Source organism: Lactiplantibacillus daowaiensis, assembly GCF_005405085.1.
Classification (GTDB): domain Bacteria; phylum Bacillota; class Bacilli; order Lactobacillales; family Lactobacillaceae; genus Lactiplantibacillus; species Lactiplantibacillus daowaiensis.
This window is the reverse complement of the sequence record NZ_BJDJ01000008.1, coordinates 1-26,308: the sequence shown is the minus strand read 5'-3', so window position 1 is coordinate 26,308 and position 26,308 is coordinate 1. Positions and strand designations below refer to the sequence as shown.

The 26,308-nt window shown below is 44.0% G+C and carries 17 protein-coding genes, 1 tRNA gene and 1 pseudogene; 5 read left to right on the top strand and 14 right to left on the bottom strand.

Annotated features, from left to right (window positions below):
* The first annotated feature begins 32 nt into the window (after window positions 1-32).
* Complete coding sequence (locus FFM75_RS06390; RefSeq protein WP_137628359.1) at window positions 33-1,877, top strand: hypothetical protein; 1,845 nt, start codon at window positions 33-35, stop codon at window positions 1,875-1,877.
* A 342-nt stretch (window positions 1,878-2,219) separates the two neighbouring features.
* On the opposite strand, the gene FFM75_RS06385 is transcribed toward FFM75_RS06390, so the two are convergent.
* The 8 genes from FFM75_RS06385 to yycF form a co-directional block, all read right to left on the bottom strand.
* On the bottom strand, window positions 2,220-4,445 hold the full coding sequence (locus FFM75_RS06385) for an AAA family ATPase (RefSeq protein ID WP_137628358.1): 2,226 nt from the start codon (window positions 4,443-4,445) through the stop codon (window positions 2,220-2,222).
* A gap of 179 nt (window positions 4,446-4,624) precedes the next feature.
* Window positions 4,625-5,104 carry a 23S rRNA (pseudouridine(1915)-N(3))-methyltransferase RlmH gene (gene rlmH / locus FFM75_RS06380; RefSeq protein WP_137628357.1) on the bottom strand — a complete coding sequence of 160 codons (480 nt, stop codon included), beginning with the start codon at window positions 5,102-5,104 and terminating at the stop codon, window positions 4,625-4,627.
* 556 nt (window positions 5,105-5,660) lie between these two features.
* On the bottom strand, window positions 5,661-6,932 hold the full coding sequence (locus FFM75_RS06375) for a S1C family serine protease (RefSeq protein ID WP_137628356.1): 1,272 nt from the start codon (window positions 6,930-6,932) through the stop codon (window positions 5,661-5,663).
* Between the two features lie 114 nt (window positions 6,933-7,046).
* The gene (locus FFM75_RS06370) at window positions 7,047-7,862 is read right to left on the bottom strand and encodes an MBL fold metallo-hydrolase (RefSeq protein WP_137628355.1); all 816 of its coding nucleotides are present in this window, start codon (window positions 7,860-7,862) and stop codon (window positions 7,047-7,049) included.
* A 144-nt stretch (window positions 7,863-8,006) separates the two neighbouring features.
* Window positions 8,007-8,876 carry a two-component system regulatory protein YycI gene (locus tag FFM75_RS06365; protein ID WP_137628354.1) on the bottom strand — a complete coding sequence of 290 codons (870 nt, stop codon included), beginning with the start codon at window positions 8,874-8,876 and terminating at the stop codon, window positions 8,007-8,009.
* A 14-nt stretch (window positions 8,877-8,890) separates the two neighbouring features.
* Window positions 8,891-10,216: a YycH family regulatory protein gene (locus FFM75_RS06360; RefSeq protein ID WP_137628353.1), complete on the bottom strand. Its 1,326-nt coding sequence runs from the start codon at window positions 10,214-10,216 to the stop codon at window positions 8,891-8,893.
* Entirely contained in the window at window positions 10,197-12,071 is a 1,875-nt protein-coding gene (walK, locus tag FFM75_RS06355) for a cell wall metabolism sensor histidine kinase WalK (RefSeq protein WP_137628352.1), read from the bottom strand. The genes FFM75_RS06360 and walK overlap by 20 nt, the downstream gene beginning before the upstream one ends.
* 13 nt (window positions 12,072-12,084) lie before the next feature.
* Window positions 12,085-12,792: a response regulator YycF gene (gene yycF, locus FFM75_RS06350; RefSeq protein WP_137628351.1), complete on the bottom strand. Its 708-nt coding sequence runs from the start codon at window positions 12,790-12,792 to the stop codon at window positions 12,085-12,087.
* A 325-nt stretch (window positions 12,793-13,117) separates the two neighbouring features.
* Here yycF and FFM75_RS06345 point away from each other — a divergent pair.
* The 4 genes from FFM75_RS06345 to pgmB all read left to right on the top strand — a co-directional run bounded on the left by FFM75_RS06345 (window position 13,118) and on the right by pgmB (window position 17,425).
* Window positions 13,118-13,190: transfer RNA gene (locus FFM75_RS06345), tRNA-Lys, on the top strand.
* 156 nt (window positions 13,191-13,346) lie between these two features.
* Entirely contained in the window at window positions 13,347-13,778 is a 432-nt protein-coding gene (locus FFM75_RS06340) for a pyridoxamine 5'-phosphate oxidase family protein (RefSeq protein ID WP_137628350.1), read from the top strand.
* Window positions 13,779-14,001: 223 nt separating this feature from the next.
* Complete coding sequence (locus FFM75_RS06335; protein ID WP_137628349.1) at window positions 14,002-16,725, top strand: glycoside hydrolase family 65 protein; 2,724 nt, start codon at window positions 14,002-14,004, stop codon at window positions 16,723-16,725.
* Between the two features lie 13 nt (window positions 16,726-16,738).
* Window positions 16,739-17,425, top strand: a complete 687-nt coding sequence (gene pgmB, locus FFM75_RS06330) for a beta-phosphoglucomutase (protein ID WP_137628348.1) — start codon at window positions 16,739-16,741, stop codon at window positions 17,423-17,425.
* A gap of 116 nt (window positions 17,426-17,541) precedes the next feature.
* Here pgmB and FFM75_RS06325 read toward each other — a convergent pair whose 3' ends face one another.
* From FFM75_RS06325 to FFM75_RS06300, 6 genes and pseudogenes are all read right to left on the bottom strand, one after another.
* Entirely contained in the window at window positions 17,542-18,309 is a 768-nt protein-coding gene (locus FFM75_RS06325; protein WP_137628347.1) for a Cof-type HAD-IIB family hydrolase, read from the bottom strand.
* A 285-nt stretch (window positions 18,310-18,594) separates the two neighbouring features.
* Window positions 18,595-20,412 carry a glycoside hydrolase family 13 protein gene (locus FFM75_RS06320; protein ID WP_137628346.1) on the bottom strand — a complete coding sequence of 606 codons (1,818 nt, stop codon included), beginning with the start codon at window positions 20,410-20,412 and terminating at the stop codon, window positions 18,595-18,597.
* A gap of 14 nt (window positions 20,413-20,426) precedes the next feature.
* Window positions 20,427-22,832: a glycogen/starch/alpha-glucan phosphorylase gene (locus tag FFM75_RS06315; RefSeq protein WP_137628345.1), complete on the bottom strand. Its 2,406-nt coding sequence runs from the start codon at window positions 22,830-22,832 to the stop codon at window positions 20,427-20,429.
* A gap of 18 nt (window positions 22,833-22,850) precedes the next feature.
* Window positions 22,851-24,290, bottom strand: coding sequence for a glycogen synthase GlgA (glgA, locus tag FFM75_RS06310; protein ID WP_137628344.1), 1,440 nt, complete (start codon window positions 24,288-24,290; stop codon window positions 22,851-22,853).
* Entirely contained in the window at window positions 24,283-25,455 is a 1,173-nt protein-coding gene (gene glgD / locus FFM75_RS06305) for a glucose-1-phosphate adenylyltransferase subunit GlgD (protein WP_137628343.1), read from the bottom strand. The genes glgA and glgD overlap by 8 nt, the downstream gene beginning before the upstream one ends.
* Window positions 25,452-26,231: pseudogene (locus FFM75_RS06300) on the bottom strand (sugar phosphate nucleotidyltransferase); the annotation flags it as partial. The gene glgD and the pseudogene FFM75_RS06300, both read right to left, overlap by 4 nt.
* Window positions 26,232-26,308 lie beyond the last annotated feature (77 nt).

Below are 26,308 nucleotides of genomic sequence, written 5' to 3'. Positions count from 1 at the left end.
ATGCTAAACTAATCCTCAGGGAGGGACTTCACATGAATAAAAAACAGGGACAACTTATCGCTATGGCTTTAATACTAACAGGGTTAAGCTTTGCGACAATTCCCGCTCAAGCAAAAACAACCTATAGCGTTGTCAAAACCACCAAACTCGCCAAGGCACCTTACCATGTGACTAATACCAAAAAAGTCACCTATACGTGGAACTTAGCGCATACCCAAAAGTTGCAACTCATTAGTGGTAACGAGGATGCTGCCACATACGCTAATCAGACCACTTGGTATGTTGACAAGAAGGTTACCCTTAAGCATGCTAACAAAACCACAACCTATTTCCATATCACTAACGATAATGGCAATGACAGTGGTTATGTCTATCATCAGGCCCTAGCTAAGGGCTATGCGCCAAAATATAGTGCCACGCTCAATGATGGTAAGTACTATCGCTTAAACGCTGCGACTACAGTCACCTCATACAACAAAGTGCTCACTTTACCTAAAGATACGGTGGTTCGTGCCGCTACTAACATTAACGACCTAAAAGAAACATTTTCCATCTCACTTAATGCACTGAGCTATAAACTCAAAAAACAACTCGGCATTTCAAAATCAATGTTATCCGCAACCATCGCGGCTGGTCCTAAGCTAAATTGGACCAAGATTAGTACGCCCGCCTATATGTTGCCATATACTGGCACCGATAAAACTGAAGTTTGGGGAAACGATTTGTTCCCTGGTAGTGATGAGTCACGGACAAATACACAACGGCTGCGGATCACAACTGACGGCTACTTGGAATTCTACAATAATGCTTCATATCAATCGATGGGCACCGTCTATCCAATTGGTACTCCGACTAGCCGACAGATTTTAACGTCCAACGTTGATGGCAATACCATTACTGTGACTTATCATCAGGCGATTCCTGGATTAACCGACACAGCGATAACTGTCGCTGGCAAAACTGAATATCAATTAACCATAGAGATACAAAAGCAACTAACCGATAAAAGCGGCTACGCTTTAGCACATTATGTCGTCGGCGGTAAGCCGTTCTACAGTTGGGCATCAGCGTTCTTATTGCCAGATTATGATACGCCCAACCCAGCAACCGCACTAAGTGAAACTAACTTTAAAAAGCTTGATAAAGAATTCTTCAACACGGACACATTCTACAAAACAACCAAAAAAGTCAAAATCAAAGCACCATTTACCGGTTATGAAGGTGGTTTAAGTCAATTAAAGACAGTGACCTTACCTAAGGGTACCGTCGTTGCTGGCAATAAGCCGTACCGAACTAAGGTTAATAGGAAGTATGTGACCGTATTTGATTTACGCACCAACATTCTCAGTTCACGACTACTGAAAGTTGGCTATCAGACTGGGCTTGTCGCTGGTACTTATAGTACGGAAGCGACCTCAACGAGTGGCTTTAAACAGGTCAAACGGCCAAATTACATGCCAACTTATAGCTATGGTGATCTCTATTTAGGTAGTAACACCGCGATTACCAATCGATCAAGTCAATTAGCCACGCAAAGTGTTCAAATTACAGCGGATGGTTACGTCGAAGTGCACAAGAATTCGGCTAAAGCTAATAGCGCGACCTATTACAGCAAACCGGTGGCTGCTGCAAAGATTCAACGCGTCGTCATTAAGAACAAGACCCGCCAGCTTTTCCTAAACAAACGCCTTAGCGGTCTTAAAACCACTAAAGTTAAGTACCAAGGCAAGACGCAATATCAGCTAAATTTGACTAATCAACATAAGTATCGTGTCGTCGAACCACTCGGCGACAGTGATGATGGCCCAGCTTATTATAATCTCTACACACTGGCCGGCAAAACATTCTATACGCCATTAGGTTCAATTAACGGCTAACTAAATAACCTCGGTCACGACAACTTATAATGAGTTGTCGTGATCGAGGTTGTTTTTTGGAATAAGTTACATATTAGGGCTAGTAATCTTACTGACGGTACAGACCTTCTTATCAATACAAGTAGCCATAAACGTCGAAATATCAACTAACTTTAATCTGCATGCATCCCTAGCGCTTAGCATATGAAATGCTTTTTTTCTTCATTTATGATAAGAACTTCCATATCATATCTAGTCGTTATGAATACGACCATCAAAGATACGTTGCGAATCCATCCACCCGATATTCCCGTAAAGTTATAACTACCCTTAACTTACCAGAATAATTTTCTTGTACATCTCTTACCCAATTCCCCAATTCTTTATTTTCTGTTCAAATTCATGCCATTTTTCTTCAGGCACCATCGCTTTCACATGCATCTTGTCTTTTTTATACAACATCCAAACCATTACCCGTGCAGCATTTTGAATTTCTGCAGCTGATATTCCTGACACAAAGTCCCAAGTATATGATATACCGTGTGACAAAGCATTTATTACATCTAACATTCTTACTATAGTCTCTTCATTTTCGCTTTGTACAGAGTAGCACTCCATAATTTTTTTTAGACTATTATTAGTGACATTACTAATATTATAATTCGAGCGTGCATGCGTTTCTAATATAAATCGACACTGGTTTCCATATCTTAAATAGTGATGTGTTTCTGGTAACCCCCTCCTATTAATTGTACAAAAATCAATAATTTCACAAAAAGTAGTTCGATAATCATCACTATAATTGCTCATTTGTTCCTCTGGCACAGGCTCAATAACACTTTCAGAAAGTGAGTTTTTTGTAATTTGGTAATGATCCAATTGTTGCTTTCCTATACGAAATGCAAAATTATGAAAATCATATATAGAATGCGTAAAGATTGCAACTTCCATTTTTTGTCGATTATAAACATGTAATACCTGACTTAATAATTTATTTATCAAGGTTGTCATAAAGTAACGATTATTGGAATCAATACTTGTTATTGGATCGTCTAAAATAATCTTTCTTACATCTGCACTAAATTCCCAAGATGGTGCCCTTTGCCCTTTAGCTTTCTTATAATTCGAAAATAGACTAAGATAAAATTTAACAAAAGCTATTAGCCTTAGTTCCCCTTCACTCAAGTCTTTAACACCAATTGATTGCTCCACACTTTCTGTAAGTACTACATCAAATGAATCAGAATTATCAATTGAAAATTGCAAACGAAAACTCATGCCTAACGATTCCAACATTTGATTCATCAGTTCCTTAAACCCCTCCAAGCTACTCGAAGAGTTATTCAGACTCACTAAATATGCATTAGTAAGTTCATTAGATCTTTCATCATTATATTTACACTTTTCTAGTCTCTTCAATTCTTCAATTTCATTATTAATATTTGGGTCCATTGCGATAGCCTGCCCAATTGATTGTTTGGCAATATCTTCAATTTTAGATTGTTCCAATATCAACCGTTTTTCTTTTTTCTTTAAACCCTTTTTCCTATCAGAAATAGCCGCATTTAAATCTTCAATCCTCAAAAAATATTTCTCATCTATCTCAATAGCCGTGTCAGTATGATTTAATTTAGTATTCAGGACATCTAAAATATCATCAACATTATTTTCTGCCTTTTGTTGCAACTCTCCTGAAATTAAATCACCAAGCTTGACTATTTGCTCTCTCTCGTTGACAACTTGAGTCTTTAATCGCTCTATCGCTTTAGTCAAAGAAACATACTCCGAACTAATACGTTCGTGAATAGAATTTTTAACATCTGAAATAACAAAGTCATTACCACAAAATAAACATTTTGCTATATCTTCGGATCTATCATCATCCACATCGATATTATGTAACTGTAATCCCTGTTCAAGCCAGCCCGCTATAACTGCCTCTACACTCGTTCCTGGCTTTAAGACTATATCTTTCATGGCTGAAATAAAGCCTTCTTTTTTGTAAATCAAAAAGTCTTGAAGAACCTCTTTTAAAACATCTAGTTTACTTCTTGTAAGAACTAAATCTGCATTTAATTCACTAGCAGACTTATATTCGTGAAAGCTATCTACACTGTGAGACATCTCACTTTTCCATAACTTAAAAGCATTTTCTGGATTTCTATTTGCATTTGCCTTTTGATGTATTCTTGTCGTACCAAACTTTGCTTTTCTATCATTGATGATTGCCATCATCAGTGTATTTATACTCTTCCTTTTATTATCTATACGATCATTATCATCATTTAGCTCTTTCGTTATATTACTAATAATTGTTTTTGCTTGTTGTATGGCGTCTGTTCTATCTATATTCTCAGCTCCAATAATCAGGTTAGTGCCATCAATCGTTGCTCTACTCCTTACGTTACGCTCCACAAAATTAGTATCGAAAACATACATACCTTCTTCATAGTTTTTTTGAAGGTATGTAGACACTGCGGACTTTCCAGAACCATTTCTACCAAAAAAAACACTAATCGGTTTCAAATCATTGCCTTCACCCAATGTAAATTTATTAAAGGATTTTTCAGATATATTCACTATCTTCATTACATCTATCTCCCATCAAAATTCATTATTCGTTTTGCATAGCATTTATAAAATAATTGCTTCTCAAAAAACGTATTTCAAAACTGAACTATTGATTAAATGTGCTATATCGGGTATCGTTTGATTTTATAGTAAAAATTACTTCCGTGACACAGAGCTATTTCTACCAAATAATAGCATCACTTATGATAAGGACTTCCAATATTAATCATAAACGCCCGATAAACCTGCTCCGACAACACCAACCGCATCAACTGATGTGGTAGTGTAAACTTCCCAAACGAAATCTGGGTGTCCGCGCGCTGTAAGACTTCTGGCGCCAAGCCCAATGAACCCCCGATCACGAAATCAATATCGCTGTGCCCATAGGTCGTCAACTTATCGATTTCGGCGGCGAATTCCTCACTTGTCCGTTCTTTACCTTTAATCGCTAGCGCATACACATAGTCGCGATCTTTGATTTTATCTAAGATGCGTTGGCCTTCCTTATCCATGACGTTAGCCATCTCTGCGTTACTTAACGACTCAGGGGCCTTTTCATCAGGCACCTCGACAATTTGGAATTTAGCGAATTTACTCATGCGTTTCGCATATTCCGCAATCCCTTGTTTAAAATATTTTTCCTTCAACTTACCGACACAGATAATTTTGATGTTCATAATTAACCACCTTTACACAAGTTATTAACAAAGTTATCCACAGGTGTATAACTCAATCAGCTATATATTGTGTTGAACGTATGTTTGCCACAACATTTATTTGGACCTAATTTGTCAATAGGTCGCCGACTTATCCACAGTTATACACAGCAACATTTGTTCGTAGTGTCCGGTTACAAAAGCTATTATATCAGCAATCCAACTCGAACAAAAACTTTTTCAAAATTTTAGTCCACAGGTTTTCAGTCGCCCTGTGGATAACTTTTAAACAGCATGAATTGCCGTTCTGCCGCCACTATTTAATTTTACCTAACGATGCGTGAAAGTTATCCCCGAAGTTATCCACACTTTTGCACCGCACACCATCCTGGTAAAAAATGGTTCCCGGACCTTTAACTGAGTTCGTTCGGATTATTTCATAATTATACCGGTTCCATCCGCATAATCGGCATTTTTGAAAGACGAACTTTCGGCTTTTTCAATTTTACCCTAAAAAACACCAAAAAGCGCGCGTCGCGGACAAATCCACGACGCGCGCTTATGAAATTCTCATTTATTAGTTCGATTGTTTGGACAACGTTTTGGTAGTTTCGGTTAACTTCATCGTGGTGCTCTTGAGCTTCCCATTATGATAATATTTCACACTAACCGTATCGTTGACCTTGTGTTCATACAAGGCCGTCCGCAACGTTGCCAAGCTGGTGATCTTCTTGCCACCTAATTCCGTAATCACATCATACTTGGTCAAACCGGCTTTCTTCGCTGGTGACCCTGAGTAGGTCTTCATAATAACGACCCCTTTAGTGACGCTGGTTGGTAACTTCAAGATTGACTTACGATCACTGGCTTGAATGCTGGATAAGTTATACGTTGCCACCCCTAAGGCTGGTCGAACGACTTCCCCGTTTTTAACAAGTTCATTGATGATCTTCACGACTTCATTACTTGGAATCGCAAAGCCCATCCCTTCAACACTAGTCCCGGAACTGTCAGAAGACAACTTCATTGAGTTGATCCCAACAACTTGGCCAGCTAAGTTAAAGAGTGGCCCCCCAGAGTTCCCAGGGTTGATGGCCGCATCGGTTTGAATAACAGTCGCATACCCGGTTTGTTGGCCGGACGTGTTCGTTGTGGCGATCGTCCGCTTCTTAGCCGAAATGATCCCTTCCGTTAAGGTCGTCGCATAATTAGACCCTAATGGTGACCCGATCGCTAAGGCTGTTTCACCAACTTCGATATTATCGGAGTTACCGAAACTAGCGGTCTTAGTGACCTTAGCTGAATTGATCTTCAAGACAGCTAAGTCGGTCACCGAATCAGTCCCAACGAGCTTAGCCGTTAACTTCGTCCCGTTACTCATAATCACGCGGATCGCGTTGGAACCACTAACCACGTGGTTATTAGTGACGATATAAGCCGCATTACCGCTCTTCTTATAGATCAGCCCAGAACCTTCACTGTATTCCTGCAGCTTGCTACTACTACTGCTAGATGAACTTGAACTTGAGCCATCGGAATCTGATGAGCCATCGTCGCCACCTAAAATACCACTCCACGTGCTCGAAGAACTTTGCTTTTGCAGGTTGATCACGGAAACTACCGCGGCTTTGTTGTTCTTAAAGACTTTCGTCGCTTGCGAGCTCACATTAACTTTCACATTGGTCGTTGAAGTTGAACCCGACTTGTTTGAACCGGTTGGTACACTGGTTGAAGACGTGGTGACATTATTGTTGCTAAAGTAAGTAATCCCACCATAAGCAATCCCGCCACCGAGTAAACCGGCTACTAATGCCGTCACAGCGACTTTAACTAATGAATTATTTGCCATAATTTCGCGTCGAAACGCGATCCCTCCCAACTAAGTACTATGTTTTAAAGACTATTCTAGCTAAAAAATGTGATTTTTTTATGACTGAATGATTGTGGAATTATAAAACCGCTATCATAAGGTAATCAATTTCGTCGCTTGTTCTGGTTCGGTATCATAAAGTTGGAAATCATGTTCGACCCCAAAGTCATGTTCCTTCATCATCGAGGCTACCGTTAAATGCGCCAACGTCTTCATATTATTATCTTGGCTTCGATGCCCTAAATAAATCCGTTTAGTTCGCTGACCAATCACATCCATCAACGCATTCGCGCCATCTTCATTGGATAAATGACCTTCATCACCCAAGATCCGTTGTTTCAATGGCCATGGATAACGGCCCATCCGTAACATCTCGAGATCATGGTTACATTCAAACAAGTAGCCATCAGCGTTTTTGATGACCCCTTCAACGTGTTCAGAAACATAGCCAGTATCCGTTATAATCACAAATGACTTGCCCGCGTGATGTAATTCATAAAACTGTGGTTCGGCCGCATCGTGAGAAACACTGAAGGATTCGACATCTAAATCGCCTAGTCCCAGCGTCGTATTGGGGTCAAATACATGACACAAGTCCGTTGGCACATTGCCAATTTTATGTGCCATCGCATCCCAAGTGCCTTGATTGGCATACACGTCTAACCCATATTTCCGTGCCAAGATCCCCGCGGCTTTACAGTGATCCGTATGTTCATGGGTCACAAACAAACTATCGACTTCATTAATGTCACGACCAATCGAGGTCATGAGATTGGCGATTTTTTTACCACTTAAGCCGGCATCGACCAAAACTTTATGTTCTGGCGTTTCAATATACGTGACGTTCCCGGTACTCCCAGACGCCAAAACACTCACTTGCATTTGATCTGTTGCTAATTTCAATACCATATTTACGGTTCTTCCTATCTCTGAAAAAATCAGCCTATTACTTGGTCAATGATACACGCTTTTGACAGCCTTGAAAAGCAACCGCCTCGCGGCCGAATGGTACAAAAAACGAGCGAGAAAAAGTCTCGCTCGTTAATTAACCATCTATTCAGCATTCCAAATCATTCCAGCCGCAGCAGCATCGGCACTGGACGTATCGTCCGTGCTGCCGGTACTACTGCTGGTCTTCATGGCTGCCCCGGTAAACGCATTGATCCGGTGCAAGCTGATATTGGAACTATTTTTACTCCGCACCGCAAAGACCCAGGTTGGCACATACACACTACTGTCTTTTAACTTCAACAGGCGTGAATAGCCCAACTTGCTCCAAACGATCCGTGAATTATTCGACACTTGGTTATATTGATATAACGCCACTAAGGCTTTCTTTTCACTAATCGTGACCGCTTTTTCACGCAACGTTTTGACATTGTTCAAATAACCTTGCGTGTAGCCAATCAATTGGTGGTTTTTATTGACGGTGAAGTGAATCTGACCGGTCCCGGTCAAGATTTTCCCATCGGCAACCTTTTGCACGTAGACGTAATCACCACTTGATGATAACGCACTACTATACACGTATTGATCCCCGTGAATCACATTGGTCGTTTGCGCAATAAATTGATCTAACGACTTTTCCGGATGATCTGCATCAATGGCGACGGTGGTCCGTAGCGTACTCGTCAACTTACCGCTCGTCAAAATGCGCGTCGATTGATTAGCCAACTGACTGACATGTGCTTTTAGCCCACTGTCGTTATTGCCAGCAATATAATACCCGGTATTTTCTTTGCCACTAGGGGTGCTAAAGCTAATATTGTCATCATGCATCTCGCGAATGATCGTCGTCGTGGTATCACTACTCGACTTCGTATTCGACGCACTCGAACTCGTTTGGACAAACATATACACTAAGAAGACATCCAAGACCACGAAGGCCACTAAAAAAATCCATTCAATTCTACGAAAGTTCATCTGGCGGCCCCCCTTTACGATCCACTGAGCATTGACGTATAAGTTCGCCAAGTCCCATTGTAATAAACGTAGTAAGTTGGATTCAGGTCAATAACCAACTTCGAGGAGGTATTGCGCGACCAGTGGTAGCCCAGTTCAATACTGCCTAACTTACTCTGCTTGTAGCCCGCCGCCAACAATTGTTTCAAGACCGACGTTGAACTTGGTAACGTGACGGATTGTTGCTTGCCCGTCGTTGGCACCGGCACTTGTAAGCTTTCAAGTGAGAAGTAATACCGCTCTAAGCTATTTGACGTCATTTGAATGCGGACATCGCCATTTTCCGTTTGATTAAAAATGGGGAACCCTTCGACATAACTTCGATAAATTACACTATTACTCGTCGTATCGTAGCCATAGTAGCGAATGTTATCCATCGGCACCCCGATACTAACTAAGTGGTTATAGCTCTTTTGCAGTTGTTCCGTAAACGATAACTTGCGTTGCGTTCCCGCATCACTATAATCTTCATATTTGACGGTGCTCGACTTCGTATTAACGGTCATCCGCTTATACGACCCGGTCGTATACTCTTGGTCATGCTTATGATTGCGGACCGTCACTGAAGACGTGCCATCTGCATCTAACAATCGGTTAGCCAACTGACTCGCCGACAATTTATTGAGCAAATAACTATATTGTTGCATCTTTACCCGGTGGGTATAGTCCAAGTAAGTTGAGCCATTGCGATAAACCATTTCAACTGGAATCGACTTCACACTTGCCGTACTCAAGACTTTCCGCATCGCCGTTAATGACTTTTTCTTCAAACTCACACTGTAAATTTGATGCTTACTGTCATTCAATAAATACAGATGATCGGTATCATTAACGGGAATCACGATCCGACTGAATTCAGCCGAACGGTAATTCTTCAAATTCTGATTAAAAATCGTATTGAACATACTAATCGTGACACTATCAGGGAAATTCAACACATATGAATCTTGCCCATTTAATAACGCCGTGTAACTTTTAGCCGATGTAATGCGGACCTTGGCGATACTGCGCGCCTGCCATTTACTGATTTGTTCTTTAAATTGGCTGACCAGGCTGACATTTTTATTGATTAGTAACGTCTGATTACCTTGCGTATCGGTATGCACGAGTTGGGTCGGCAAATAAATGTCATCAATCGTTCTGGTGGCAATCGTTGAATTAGAACTAGCCGTGCTGACCTTGCTTTCCCGTTCATAGCGCGACGGGTTCGTCCAAATATAAATCGACAACCCAACACTCAACAAAATCAAGATGGCCAACACCGTCGGCAAGATCATTCGCCTAAGCTTGCGAGTCATCATCCCAAAGATCCTCCTCTTCATAAGGTTCATATGGTAAGGAAATGTAGAATGTCGACCCATGCCCTTCCACACTATCGACCCAGATGCGACCGCCTAACATTTGCACGACTTCTTTAGAAATCGCCAATCCTAAACCAGTCCCACCTTGAGCCCGCGACCGCGCTTTATCCACTCGGAAGAAGCGATCAAAGACGTGGGTTAAATCAGCCCGAGGAATTCCTAACCCTTGGTCACTAATACTAATGATCACTTGGTTATGCGTCTCCAGTAACCGACACGTAATGACCCCACCATCTGGGGAATACTTGATCGCATTGTTCATAATATTATCGAGCACTTGGGTGAACTTATCCGTATCGATTTCGACCCATAAGTCACGTTTGGTAAATTCGCGCTTGATCGTATAATATTTCGCTGGATTATCATCTTTTTTCAAGATCATATCAAAGCGGTTCAACACATAGTTGAACATCTCATTGATATTAACAAGTTCCATATCGACCCGGGTCGTCCCGGAATCCATTCGCGATAAACTCAACAGTTCATTGATCATGCGAATCATCCGGTCGGTTTCTTCTTGGGTCACTTTTAAAAAGCCTGGCGCGACTTCTGGATCTTTCCAGGCCCCATCGCTCAAAGCTTCAATATAACTCCGTAAGCTCGTTAACGGCGTCCGCAATTCATGCGACACGTTTGAAACGAATTGTTTCCGGTCGTTATCGATCTTTTGTTGTTCTGTGACATCATGTAAGACACAGACTAAACCACTAATAAACCCAGATTCTCGTTGGATCAATGAGAAATAGGCATTTAAAATCAGATCACGTTCATTTGATGAAAAGTCCAACGTTAATTCATCTTGATTTTCGATCAAATCACGTAAGGAATAGTCATCCCGGATTTGTAACATGTCTAGAATTGAATTACCGATGGCCTTTTCTGCCGACACATCCATAAAGTCTGAGGCAGTTTCGTTAATAATCGTGATATTGCCCCGTCGATCGGTCGCAATCACGCCATCACTCATGTGCGCTAAGACGCTATCTAGCCGCCGGCGTTCGGCTTCCGTTGATTCCTGGGCTTCTTCCACTCGAATCGACAAGTTATTAATGGCACTCGCCAATTGACCTAATTCATCATCACTATAAACGCGCACTTGCCCCGCGTAATCGCCACGCGCAATTCGTTGCGTCTGTTGCTTCATTTCTTCAATCGGTTTCGTAATTGCCCGGGCAATCACGATCGCAATGGCCAAACCGAGAATAATCGCAATCAGCGACGCCCCCGCAAAGATGACCATGATGTTATTGATCGTGTTATAGACCGACTTCATATTGGCCCGCACGTATAAAACCCCCACTAACTGACTGTTGTTGCCAGTTGAGCTGGAGTTATATAGTGGCACGATCGAAATATAGTACCGACTATTATTTTGGGTATCATACGTATTTTTAGTGTACGACCGGTTATTATAGATGGCATTTTTAACGTTGCGGTCGGTCGTCTTTTGACCAATGATCGACTGATCGTTAATATCGTTTGTGCCACGAATAATCCCTTTGTTATCAATGACTTGAACCTCATCGATATTGGAGTTATTGATATCCGATAAAATCGACTTGATTTGCGAATTGGCCTTACTCGTACTACTCGTCGCTAATTGCTCAGCAATCGAGTTATCAACGTACGATTGAATCTGCACTTGACTCTTGAATTGTCGCAAGTTGGTATCTTCCAGTTGTCGCACAAAGATGGCCCCGACGATTTCCAAGGTAATCAATAGTAACAACGCAAACACTAACGCAATTTTAAAATTAATCGACTTTAAAAAATTTCTCCGTTTAAATCTAAACACGGTTCAATGCCCTCTACTCGTTTTCTGGATTGCGGAGATAGTACCCAACGCCCCGCCGCGTTACTAACCATTTTGGATGGCTGGGATTATCTTCAACTTTTTCACGCAAGCGCCGGACCGTGACGTCGACCGTCCGGACATCACCGAAGTAGTCGTAGCCCCAAACCGTTTGGAGTAAATGTTCTCGCGTCATGACTTGGCCAATATGTTGGGCCAAATAGTGTAGCAATTCAAATTCCCGGTGGGTCAATTCGATATTATCGCCCCGTTTAGAAACCATATAAGCATCGGGATGAATGACCAAATCACCAATTTCGATATCAGAATTAGTTTCTTCTTCCGTTGCTTGCGCTGCTGGTGCGCCTTGACGCCGCAAATTCGCCTTGACCCGCGCAACTAGTTCGCGGTTAGAAAATGGCTTCGTGACGTAATCATCAGCCCCTAATTCCAACCCAAGGACTTTATCCAGTTCAGAATCCTTTGCAGTAACCATAATAATCGGCATGTCATAATTCTTCCGAATTTGACGGGCAACTTCTAAGCCGTCCATTTTTGGCAACATTAAATCAAGTAAGATTAAATCTGGATGGACTTCGTCGACCTTTTGGATGGCTTCTTCACCATCAGCGGCAACGTGGACTTCATAACCTTCTTTGGTTAAATTAAACTTCATAATATCTGAGATTGGTTTTTCGTCATCAACGACTAAAATTTTCTTCATACGATTCTTCCTCCTTAGGGGAAAACAAACAGTCTATTTTTAAAGATTTCGAGTAATTACAGGCTAATTGGGCGGTTTTAACCGCTAACCTGTGTCAGGTGGTCAAAAAAGTTTCTTTTGACACTGGTTTTAGTATATCACAAATATTCCGTGCTTTCTTTGTTTGCTAATCCGCGCGCTAACAGTATTTCCCGGGAAATGATTTTTGCAAATCAGCCCCCTATTTGCACCCGGTTTTCGAAAAGTGACGGTTTTTTTGAAAAAAGTTTCGAAAAACTATTGTCAGTATCCTAAATTCATGATATTATATTTTTTGTTGAGTTATGGGCAGTTAGCTCAGCTGGCAGAGCAACGGACTCTTAATCCGTGGGTCCAGGGTTCGATCCCCTGACTGCCCATCATATAACCACTAATCAGTTTTCACGCCGTGATAATCCACCGTGAGAGCTGATTTTTTTATGCGCTAATTTTATTAGTTTATCAATGACGCCTGAGCAAATCAAATGACAAGTTCGGTTGACCCGCGCATACTGAATAGAAACGAGGTGAGCTGCATGCAACATACGACGCAAGCCGACGCCAACCACTTGCTGCAAGCCGCCACGGTCTTTACGGTCGCGACGGTGGACACCAGTGGCTTTCCGACCACCGTGGCCTTAAGTGCCTTAAAAACGCCCCGCTCGTTAACTGAAGTCTTCTTCTATACGAGTCGGCAAACGGCCACCGTTCAAAACAGTCGCCGTCATCATCGTGCGACGATTTTTTGTTATGATCAAACGACCTATGCCTCTTTAATGTTAAAAGGCACGTTGACTGAGGTTGGCGAACCCCAATTACCAGCCAACTGGCGCCAACAATTAACCCCTTTTCAACACCATCTAGCTTATAAAGAACCAATTATCTTACGCTTTCAAACCTTAGCCATCAAAGTCCGCCCCATGATGACGATCGACCATTTAGAGTTACGGCCCCACCCCACGAACTAGCCGCCATTACTGGCCACGTTCGCGGGGCTTTTTTAGTTCACCGAACGGTTCGACTGTTTATTCACTTTCATAATTAATTTCATAAAAAAGCCGGTTTTGGCTGGTTTTAACTGGCCATTATTTGCAGCCCATTCGGTTTAAGCTTAACCTAGAGTTGTAATCCATATTTTTCTTTCCTATATAGGACTCATTTTTGATAATTAGATAAGGGGTGGACCAATCAATGCAACTGATTAGATTAAGAATTGAAAACGATGCGATGGAAGTCGCTTATTATCCCGTCGATGATCAAGCCGCAACCGCGCATTTTTTAATCGCCTATAATCCCAAGCAAGGGATTGGTGAAAATCTAGAAAACATTAAAGTGCGTCTGGCGGGCCTGAAGTTTGAAGCCGCCATCTTGGAAAATGGCTTAGATTACAGCTTTTCCGATACCATCGTCGGGGTTAACTATGACCGGATCGACGTTGGCTTAGCGTTAACAAACATGCTAAACATTCCGGTCGTGAGTCAAACAGCCGTTGACCGTGATGGCTTGATCAAAGCTGTTAAAACCAAGACCGCTTATTTAAAGTGGCACTTGGACTATTACGGCCAATACCAAGGCGTCCGCAATAATGGTCAAGAAGCGATGCTGACGGTCGGGAATGGTTACTTTGGGCTGCGGGGGGCCTATTTAGAAAGCCATGCCGACGATAACAATTATCCTGGAACTTATGTTGCCGGCATTTTCGACCAAGAAACCACTAAAATCAAAGACCATGACGTCGTCAACGAAGACCTCGTTAACTTACCAAACGGTCAATTCATGACGTTTGGGGTCGATCACCAAAAACCATTTACCATCACGCCACATAATGTCCAAGACGTTTATCGGAGTCTGGATCTAAAAACCGGGATTTTAACCGTGACCATGCTCATCCAACTTGCCTCGGGCCACATCTTACAAGTCAAATCACAAAAACTGGCCAACATGCACGACTGGCACCGTTATGCCATTCGCTATCAAATTACGCCACTGAACTTCTCCGGGACCGTCCAAGTGTACTCTGAACTTGATGGAAGCGTTGTCAACGGCAATGTAAGTCGGTATAATGTTTTTGACCAGCAACATTTACAAACTTTAGGACTGGAATCACAAACCAACGAAATGTACTTGTCCGGTCAAACGAAAACGTCACACATCGATTACACGTTTGGCGCTAATTTGACCAGTCCGGATGTGGATACGACTAAGGCCGTTAAACTCACGACCGAGCCACAAAAGACCAAGCAAGTCGTTTCATTACCAGTTCAGGCCAATCAAACCTATACCTTTGATAAAAACGTCGTCATTACCACCAGTAATGTCAAAGGCGCTAAAGCAACGCCAGTGACGGCCAGTGCCGAACTAAAGCAAGCTAGCTTTGACGATACAGTCAAAAGCAGCCTGACTTATTGGCACCAATGTTGGCACGACGCTGATATCAAGGTCAAAGGTGACATCACGAGTCAACGACTCTTACGGGTCAATGTTTTTCAAAGTTTTGTTTCTGCGGCCGCCATTGAAAGTGGTCAACTCGATGCGTCAGTTGGCGCACGGGGGCTTCACGGTGAAGCTTACCGGGGCCACGTTTTCTGGGATGAAATGTTTATCCTGCCATTTTACACGCTCCACCGACCGGCACTAGCCAAGCAACTCTTGCTTTACCGGTACCGCCGCCTACCTGCCGCACGCCAAAATGCCAAGGAAGCGGGTTATGCTGGGGCAATGTATCCATGGCAGTCGGCACAAACCGGGGATGAGCAAGCCCAATTTGTTCATTTAAACCCCATCACCGATACCTGGGATCCAGACAACAGTCGTTTACAACGCCACGTCTCACTAGACATCGCGTATAACGTCTGGGCTTACTACCATGCGACTCATGACACCGACTTTTTAGCCCAATACGGGATGGAACTGTTATTGTCGATCGCCGCATTTTGGATCAGTAAAGCCGAATATAATCCAGATACTGACCGTTATGACATTAGTGGTGTGATGGGCCCCGATGAATTCCATGAAAACTACCCGAATAGCAAAAAACCGGGCTTAAAGAACAATGCGTATACCAATCTCATGGTCGCTTGGCTCTTTAATACCATCGCGCATTTGCGGTCTAAAATCAGCAACGCTGATTATCAAAAAGCCGCTAGTGCCGCAGAATTTAACAGTGACTTGACGAACCAGATGAACACGATTAGCCACAAGCTCACGCTAGAGATCAATCGTAGTGGGATCATTGCGCAATTTGAAGGCTACTTTGACTTACCGACCTTGGACTTCCGCGCTTACCGTCAAAAATACGGTGACATTGCCCGGATGGACCGGATCTTAAAAGCAGAAGGGAAAACACCTGATGCTTATCAAGTCGCCAAGCAAGCCGATGCACTGATGGCCTTTTACAACTTCGACGTGCCAACCGTTCAAAAACTCATTGAAAAGTTAGGTTACCAGTTGCCAAAGGAATACTTGACCCATAACATTCAATATTATTTGGAACGCACGACCCATGGTTCGACACTATCACGAATTGTGTACGCCGTTTTGAACCAATTGGATGACAACTATGATCAAGCTTGGACCCTCTTTTCTGAAGCCTTGTTCTCGGATTATTACGATATCCAAGGCGGGACCACGGCCGAAGGGATCCACTTAGGGGTCATGTGTGCCACCTTATTACTGGCAACCCGTAATTTCGGCGGGGTCAGTGTCTTAGGGGATCATTTACAGATCGCCCCTAAGCTCCCTGATCAATGGACGATGATCAAGTTCAAGCACACGTTCCGACAGACCCACTACACCTTTGTGATTGACCATACTAAAGTAACGGTGACCGCCGATAAGGCCCAACCGTTAAGCATTGCTGGCAAAGATTATCAATTAAAAGCCGATAAACCACTTACTGTGGTCTACCATCATTAGGGGGTTACATGCAATGGCACAATTTGCAGCAATTAAAGGATTTGTTTTTGATTTAGACGGGGTAATTACCGATACCTCGATTTTCCACAGCCAAGCTTGGCATCAAGTGGCTGACAAAGTTGGGGTTAAGTGGGATGATGATTTGGCCGATGCCTTAAAGGGCATTAGCCGGATGGATTCATTAAACTTGATTTTAGCGCGGGACCACAAGGAAGATGCCTTCAGTGACGCTGAAAAAGCAGCCCTAGCAACTGAAAAAAATGATAACTATTTGAAATTAGTCAATCAAATGACCCCTGCTAATATCTTGCCTGGCATCCAAGTCTTCTTGGATGACTTGAAGGCGCAAGGTTACTTACTTTCATTAGCGTCCGCTTCTAAGAATTCACCATTAGTCTTGAAGCACTTAGGCTTAGGCGACTACTTCACCAAGTCAGTCGACCCAGCCAGCTTAAAGCACGGTAAGCCGGATCCTGAAATTTTCCGCCGGGGTGCCGAAATCTTAGACCTCGACCCAGCGCAATGTATCGGGGTTGAAGATGCCGCTGCCGGGGTTCAATCGATCAACGGCGCTGGTGAAACATCGATTGGGATCGGTGATCCAAAGGTGTTAGCTGCCGCTGATATCAACTTTACAGATACAACGCAATTGACCTTAGCCAACATCGAAAAAGCCATGACAGATGCGACTTTAGCTTAAAGACACCTCGCTATTTTCGACTAGGGTACACCAGATAGTCAAAAACGCGTCACGACAAGTAACTTTGTCGTGGCGCGTTTTTGCGTGATTGGTTTTATCTCACCTGCACAGTAAACTCAAATTAAGGCAAACTGTTTTAAGCCTTGTTCAATCCCTTGATGCATATTATCAGCAGTCACATAGGCGGCTAACTGTTTAACTAACGGATGACCATTGCCCATTGCAATTGGGGTTTGCACCGTTTTAAACATCTCAATATCATTTAATTGATCGCCAAACGCATACGTTGGCACGTGCGTTAACCCGGCCTTGGTCAAAATATCATGGATCCCTGTTGCTTTCGTCACACCCCACGCCATCGTATCCAACGCCCGCGGATTATTACGCACAAAATTCAAGTGCCCTTGATACCGCTGCTGATAGGCAGCTGCACTTTGTGGCTCAAAGGTCAGTATAAAATTAACTTGATGGTTGCGGTAGTAAGCTGGCGCAACGGCAGCGGTCTGCTTTAATGCTGCAAAGTTCGCGACAGTCAACGCATTTTGATGGCTTAACGCAAAACCGGCGTTATTATAATAAGCCAAGGCTTGACCGCGTTGATTCGCAAAATGTGTCACATCATGCAATAAGCCTTTATCTAATTCGTGCGCTGCTAAGAACTGACCTTGATATTGCACGTAGCTCCCATTAGCGCTCACGATGGAATCAATCCCCGTCCGCTTGAGCAACGGTGCCACTTCAAAGACATTGCGACCCGTAGCTACTACCGGTAAAACTTGATTGTGTTTAAGTTGCTGAATCGCCCGAATACTACTAGGTGCGATGGTTTTGTCATCTTGCATTAACGTGCCATCTAAATCAAAAAATACGACCGCTTGATACAACTAATTACCCCCTAAAGCTAATCATGATCACTTATTAAAGTTATCGAACTAACTTCATTATAACGCGTGCGCGCAATGCGTTTTGAAAATTAGCTTGCACCTATTTTCAATAAAAAAAGCCATAGAAAAAGGTCGCAGCCAATCAAGGAAAGCCACGACCTCTTCTACGTCTCTTAAGGATCGACGGGGATACTTCTTAATGACATAATCGCGGGGTGCTGATTAAGAAGTACAGTTATAATATAACGATAACCCCGACGAGCCACTATCGCATTTCTGTAAATTTCATGTAAATTTTTCAAAAAGTTGTAACTGATTGACTTTTACCGTTTGTCCCACCAATTTAGTGGTTACCGCTGCTGCGACTGCGGTTGGTAGCCCTGATAGTTGCAACGCCGCTGATGTGACAACGTGTTCCATCGTCGTCACATTTAACACAACGAGTAGTTGCGGCTGGTCCGCTTGCCAATAAACATAGCCAATCGCATAATCCCCGAGATAAAACGGCGCAAACGCCAAGGTATTGAGCTGTGGCCGCGCTTGTCGCCAGTGCACCCACGCCGTGACATCGTGTTGTAACGCTTGGTCTGCTTGATTCCACGGGTAAAAGGCACGGTTATCAGGATCTTTACCGCCCGCCATTTTAGCTTCATCCCCATAGTACAAACACGGCACACCAGGTAGCGTCATCAATAAGCCAATCGCTAACCGCAACCGTTTGACATCATCTTGTAGCATCGTCAAGATCCGCGGCGTATCATGCGACCCGATATTATTGAAGTTGTAGGCAAACGTCGTTGCCGGGTAATTTTCTTTCAACGTCATTAACTCACGCCACCATTCCGCCGGGAGCATCGTACCCGTCAAAACGTGAATAATCAATCGCCGTAACGGATAATTCATGACTGCCTGCAAGCCACCGCCTTCTAGGTAGTGCCGGCGTTGACCATAAGCCAGTTTATGGGACGCATCTTCCCAAACCTCACCGATCAATACTTTATCTGGATAACGATCTAACGCGCGTCGAATGCCGGCAATAAAGTCATCAGGTAGTTCATCGGCCACATCTAAGCGCCAACCATCGACACCGCGGGCCGTCCAGTAATCGATCACCGAGCTCGGTTGATCGTAAATAAAGTCACGGTAGTCTTGATTCTCCTTATCAACGGTCGGTAAGTCCCCGATCCCCCACCAGCTGTCATATTCAGTGGGGTAATTGATAAACGTGAACCAGTTATAATAACGACTCGTCCGCGATTGGGCAGCTCCAACAGTGTCATAATGCCCACTACGATTGAAGTACCGCGACTCGACCCCCACGTGATTGAAGACCCCGTCTAAAATCAACCGCATCCCCGCACGGTGTAAGGCGGTGACCAAATGGTCAAAATCACTTAAATCACCTAAAACGGGATCAATTTCATAGTAATCCCCAGTATCATAACGGTGATTGCTGGCCGCTTGAAAGATTGGCGTCAAATAAATGATCGTCACCCCTAAGCGCTTTAAATATGGAATCTTGGCTTCGATCCCGCGCAGATTACCCCCAAAAAAGTCCCACCGTAAAATCTCTTGTTGCGCATTGCGGATATACATCGGCCGATCACTCATCCGGCCGTATAAAAAGCTGTTTGGTTTAGGGGCATTAACGTGCTCATCCGGATTGCCATTATAAAACCGATCCACAAAGATCTGATAGGCCACCCCTTCGCGATACCATTGCGGTAACGTCTCTTTGGCCGCTAGTGTCGTCAGTTGATACATCTGGACTTGATCACGCCGTGCATATTGCATGCCAGGGCCGCCATACCCACCATCGACACAGCCGTAATAGACCGTGTCATTGGTCAGTTGAACCTCAAAGTAATAAAAGTATAGGCCCGATTGTGTCGGCGTAAACGTCGTCGTATATAATGGTCCCGGTCCGGTCATCGTCTGCGCAACTTCAGCGTCCCACTGCCCATCATGAGCCACACAAAAGCTCACTTGTTGAATCGGCTCACTCGCTTGTACTTTGAGGGTAAAGTGAACGGAGGTCTGTGGCATGACTGCCCCAAAAGGCGAGCGATAGGCCGTTTGAAACGAATTATAATCAATTTGCATCGGCCACACCTCGCTTAATCTTGTAATAACGTATGCGGCACTTGCCAAATATCATCCGCATACCGTGCAACAGCTAGGTCCGCTGAAAAGATGCCCGCGGCGGCAATGTTGGCCAAGGCCTTTTGTTGCCACTTCGTTTGATCTTGGAAGTCCTGGCTAATTTGGCGTTGCTGTTGCACATAGCTTTCATAATCTGCTAGAACAAAGAATTCATCGTTATAACGTAACAGTGAATCATAGATTTCGCGGCCTTCTGTCGTAATCCCTGGAATCGTCCCATCAACTAGCGCATCTAAGACCCGTTTTAATTCAGGATCAGCTTGATAAAAGTCGACTGAGCGATAATCCCCGCGTTCGTAATACCCATAAACGGCTTTGGCGGTTAACCCAAAGGGATATTCGTTGGCTTCGCCCGCCGCTTGAATAATGTCGATGTTGGCGCCATCAAGCGTCGCTAGCGATACCGCACCATTGGCCATGAGTTTCATATTACTGGTCCCAGAAGCTTCTTTAGAGGCCGTTGAGATCTGTTCGCTAATATCGGCCGCCGGAATGATCAATTCGCCTAGTGAGACACCATAGTTGGGAATAAAGACGACTTTCAAGCGATCACCAATATCAGGATCATGATTGACTAAATCAGCCAACGCGTTGATCAATTTAATAATCGCTTTGGCATAGTGGTAACTTGGGGCTGCTTTGGCACCAAAGATATGCACATGGGCTGGCGCTTTAGTCGCTGGATGGGCTTTTAAGTCCAAGTATTCCCGAATAATCTCGAGGACATGTAAGAGTTGGCGTTTATAAGCATGTAGCCGTTTAATCTGCACATCAAAAATCGCATCAGTGCGGACCTCAATTCCCAGGTTCTGCTTAATATACGCCGCTAGTGCCTGCTTATTGGTCTGTTTGACCGTCGTTAATTGTTTCAAAAACTTAGCATCTTTTTGATAGGCCATTAACGTCTTCAATTGACTTGGCTGTTGGCGCCATTCGGGGCTGATCTTACTGTCGATCAGTTGTGACAATGGCTCATTGGCCAGTTGGACCCACCGCCGCGTCGCAATCCCATTCGTCTTGTTGTTGAAGCGTTCTGGATAAACTTGATACAAGTCGCGTAGCACATCATTTTTCAACAATTCGGTATGCAACGGTGCGACGCCGTTGACACTGTGACTCCCAATCACGGCTAAGTAGGCCATCCGCACTTGCCCGTTGCCAAGTGGCGCCGTCCGATTGACTAAATCCTCACCAAAGATCGGTGTCTTGGCTGCTCGATAACGGCGGTCGATTTCAACGACGATTTGATAGATCCGTGGCAATAGCCCTTTGAACATATCGATTGGCCAAGTTTCTAGCGCTTCTTGTAGAATCGTGTGGTTCGTATAACTCATCACTTGCGTCGTTAGGGCCCAAGCCACATCCCAGCTACAATGATGGTCATCCATTAATAAGCGCATCAGCTCTGGAATAACTAAAGTCGGATGTGTGTCATTAATATGGATCGCAATCTTCTTACCAAGTTCCCGCATGCCTTGATGTCTTAACCCATAGTGCCGAATGATACTTTGGACGCCAGCCGATGAGAAGAAGTATTCTTGGCGTAACCGTAATGCTTGGCCTTCTGAATTAGAATCATCAGGATACAGAACTTTCGTAATATCATCGATCCGATCACGTTGTTCTTGCGAGTAATACGCGTTATCCGCACTTGGTGGTAATTCTGCTGACCACAGCCGTAACGTATTCGTGACATCATTGCGGTAGCCGATCATTCCAACATCATACGGCACTGCCAAGACATCATCAGTCTGTTCATACACCGGTTGTAATTGCCCATCGGCTTGCGGCTGCATCCAAACATTGCCACCAAACCGCACGAGACACGCTTTATTTTCCCGCCGAATTTCCCAAACATTGCCATTACGCAGCCAATCATCGGGTAACTCGACTTGGTAGCCATCCATAAAGACTTGTTTGAATAATCCGTAGCGATAACGAATCCCGTTCCCATTGCCCGCAATCCCCAAACTCGCCATTGAATCCATATAACAAGCTGCTAGCCGGCCTAAGCCACCATTTCCTAATCCAGGATCAGGTTCGGCGGCACTAATGGTCTCAAAATCCAATTCAAGTTCTTTCAAACCGGCTCGGACCGTATCTAATAACCCCAAATTGAGTAAGTTCGATTTCAATAGTCGCCCGGGCAAGAACTCGATTGAAAAGTAATAGACTTGTTTACGATCTTTTTTGCGATACTTTTCAGATGTCTTCGTCCATTGCGACCCGTCATAGCGCCGGACCAAGTGACCCAACGCAATAAATTGACCGAGTGCTGACGTATCATTTAGATCCGTCGCATATAACGTCTTGATTTCATTTAAGAAATCCGTTTTAAATTGTGCTGTTGTTAATTTCAAAAAAGGCACCCCCCCGTCTTAACCGATAATCTGTTGATAGCATTGTTGATATTGTTGTGCTGATTTCGCCCACCCAAAATCTTGGGCCATCGCCTGTTGTTGTAGACTTTGCCAAACCTCAGGCTGCTGTTCGTAGACTGTCACCGCGTTAAACATGATCTGCCGTAAAACGGCTGGTTGATAGTCATCAAATCCAAACCCAGTCCCCACTTGGGTATATTGATTATATGGGGTCACCGTATCTTTGAGTCCGCCGACTAAATGCACCAATGGTAACGTCCCATAGCGCATCGCCATCATTTGTGATAAGCCTGACGGTTCAAACGCCGATGGCATCAAGAAGACATCACTGCCCGCATAAATTTGTTGTGCCAATTCAACATCAAACTTGATTTGCGCGGCGACTTGATCCGGATAAGCGGCTTGATACGTCTGAAAGGCATGCTCTAATTCTGGTTCGCCGGTCCCCAGTACGATGACTTGCGCATCACTGGTCATCAAGAAGTCATTTAGGGCATCGAGTAACAGATCCATCCCTTTTTGCTTCGTTAAACGTGAGACGACCGCAAATACGGGGACGTTGGCGACTGGTAAGCCGACTGCTTGTTGCAAGGCCGCTTTATCAACTGCTTTAGGGGTCAAATCTTGGGCCTCATAGTGCGCTGCTAGCGCTGGATCCGTCGCCGGATCATATAGTGTCGTATCAATCCCGTTCATAATGCCACTTAACTTACCGGCATTGGCCCGTAAAACGCCGTCTAAGCGCTCGCCAAAGGCTGGTGTCTGAATCTCTTGCGCATAGCTTGGCGAGACGGTATTCACCGCATTAGCAAAGTTGATACCACCTTTTAAGAAGTTAACCTGGTCATAAAAAGCGATGCCGGTGTCGGTAAAGGTCTGCGTGCCAATATGAAACAGGCTATCTAAAATAATCGGATTATAGATGCCTTGAAATTGTAAATTATGAATCGTTAGTAAGGTCTTGATGTTGCGGTACGCTTCGATCCAATAATACTTTTCTGCTAGTAGTACTGGGATAAACGCCGTGTGCCAATCATTTAGATGGATGACATCGGGGACATAATCGATGCGTTCTAGCATTTCACAAATCGCCATTTGGAAAAAGGCAAAACGTTCACCGTCATCCCAGTAGCCGTATAAACCTTCACGCCCAAAGTAATCGCGATTATCAATCAGATAATATTGCATGCCATCCAGCGTCAAGGTCTTAATGCCACAATACTGCCAGCGATCACCAACTTGGACATCAAAGTGGCAAAGATCTTGTAATTGGTCGCGGTATTTTTCTGGGAAAAGCTGTTCGTAATATGGCACCACGATCCGGATCGTCGTCTTCGCCGCTTGCAACGCCCGTGGTAAGGCATAGCTCACATCGCCCAAGCCGCCAGTTTTGTAAAATGGCGCCGCTTCTGCGGCAGCAAACAGCACCTTAGTCACTGGAGACCACCTCCGCTTGTTTAAAAATATGCTGACCTTTACTGATGACTAATGGTTTATCGGGCTGGCCTTTTAAGACCAAGTTCGGGCCAATCACCACGTTTTTATCAATGACCGCATTTTCGATCCGCGTCCCTGCACCAATGCGCGTGCCTTGCATGATCACCGCATCTTTAATTTGGCTACCGCGATTGATCAAGACATTGCGAAAAATCACGGAATGATCAACTTGACCTTCAATATAGCCCCCAGTCCCACATAGACTGGCTCGGAATTGTGAGCCTTGGGCAAAGAACGTCGGAATTTCATTTTTAACTTTCGTATAGATCCGCCGCGAACTGTAAAATAAGGCCCGGAAGTTAGCTTCGTCTAAGACTGCCATATTAGCCGCATAATAACTCTGAATATCGTGAATGTTGGCGTAAAAACCGGTATACTCAAACGCATTCGCATTATGCTGCATGACCGCTTGTTTCATCAGTTCTTCTAAACTGATCAACACGCCCCGCCGATTGGCATCTTGTAAAATATCGATCAAATCAACCGTGCTCATTAAATAGATATCCATATTCTTAGCCGCTTTTTTGGTCGTGGCTTTGAGCTTAGCCTTGGCCGTTGGCATAACTGCGGTGGCCATGCCTTTATCGGTCAATTGTAAGATGGTATTTGCCGGTGTTAATGTGGCGGGATCAACGCTCTTATAGACCGTGGTAATCGGATTATCCCGTTCTTCGTGATACCGGATCAACGCTTTTAAATCAATATTGCCGACATTGCGGGTACTCATGACCACGGTATATTCACTGTAACTCCGTTTTAAGAATAAAATCGAGTTATCATAATAGTGATGCAGTAGTTCGGCCTTTTTTTCAGGTGAGACTAGTTTTAAATCGTTATATGGATACGTGAAGATGCCCCCACGAATCGTATCTAAGTTCCAGTCACGGCCACTGCGTAAGTGGTCCATCACTGACCGCCCAGACCGTGGCGTGGTCACCATCACATTTTGAATACCGGCATTAATCGCACTGGACAACGGAAAATCCACTAGCCGGTAACGACCGCCAAACGGCAACGTGCCCACTGGCCGTTGGGTGGTCAATGGTTCGATAGCGGCCCACGGTTCAACTAAATTAATTACTGCACTAACACTCCCTCGTTTCATGGTTGTTGCACCCCCACAACTTCGTTATAACCCACAACGGCAATTTCATCTGGTGTTCCTTGGACGGTGGCATCGTCACCAATCACGGCTTCTTCACCAATCAACGCATGGTCGATCACCACATTCTTACCAATCGTAGCGCCTGGCATGATCATACTGTCGACCACGCGGCTGCCCATACCGATTGAAACGCGCTGAGATAAGATCGAATGATCCACTTCACCAGCCACGTAACAACTATCGACAATCATCGAGTTATTGACCTGACTCGTATCTGTCAAAAACATCGGTGGTAAGACTTGGGCTTTTGAATAGATGCGCCAGTTTTGATCGCCAATATTTAAGCGATTATGTGGCGACAAAAATTCCATATTGGCTTGCCATAAACTTTGAATCGTCCCGACATCACGCCAGTACCCTTCAAAAGCATAGGCATACACGGATTCGTTATGTGATAAGTAAGCCGGAATCACGTTTTTACCGAAATCTTCTAATGATTTGTCCGTCGCGTAACTCTTCATCAAGTAATCCCGTAGGGTCGGCCAGTTAAAGATATAGATGCCCATCGAAGCCTTATCACTCTTAGGCTGTTCGGGCTTTTCTTCAAATTCAATGATTCGATCGGTTTCATCGGTGTTCATCATCCCAAACCGTTTAGCTTCTTCTTTGGTGACTGGAATGACCCCAACGGTCAGCGATGCCTTTTTGGCTTTGTGGTAAGCCAACATCGCATCGTAATCCATCTTGTAAATATGGTCGCCCGATAACACTAATAAGGGCTCTTTGTCAACGGGTGTTGATGGAGGGTTTATGTGGAACTTCGTTCACTTGCGAACGGGGTTCCTTTTCTTTA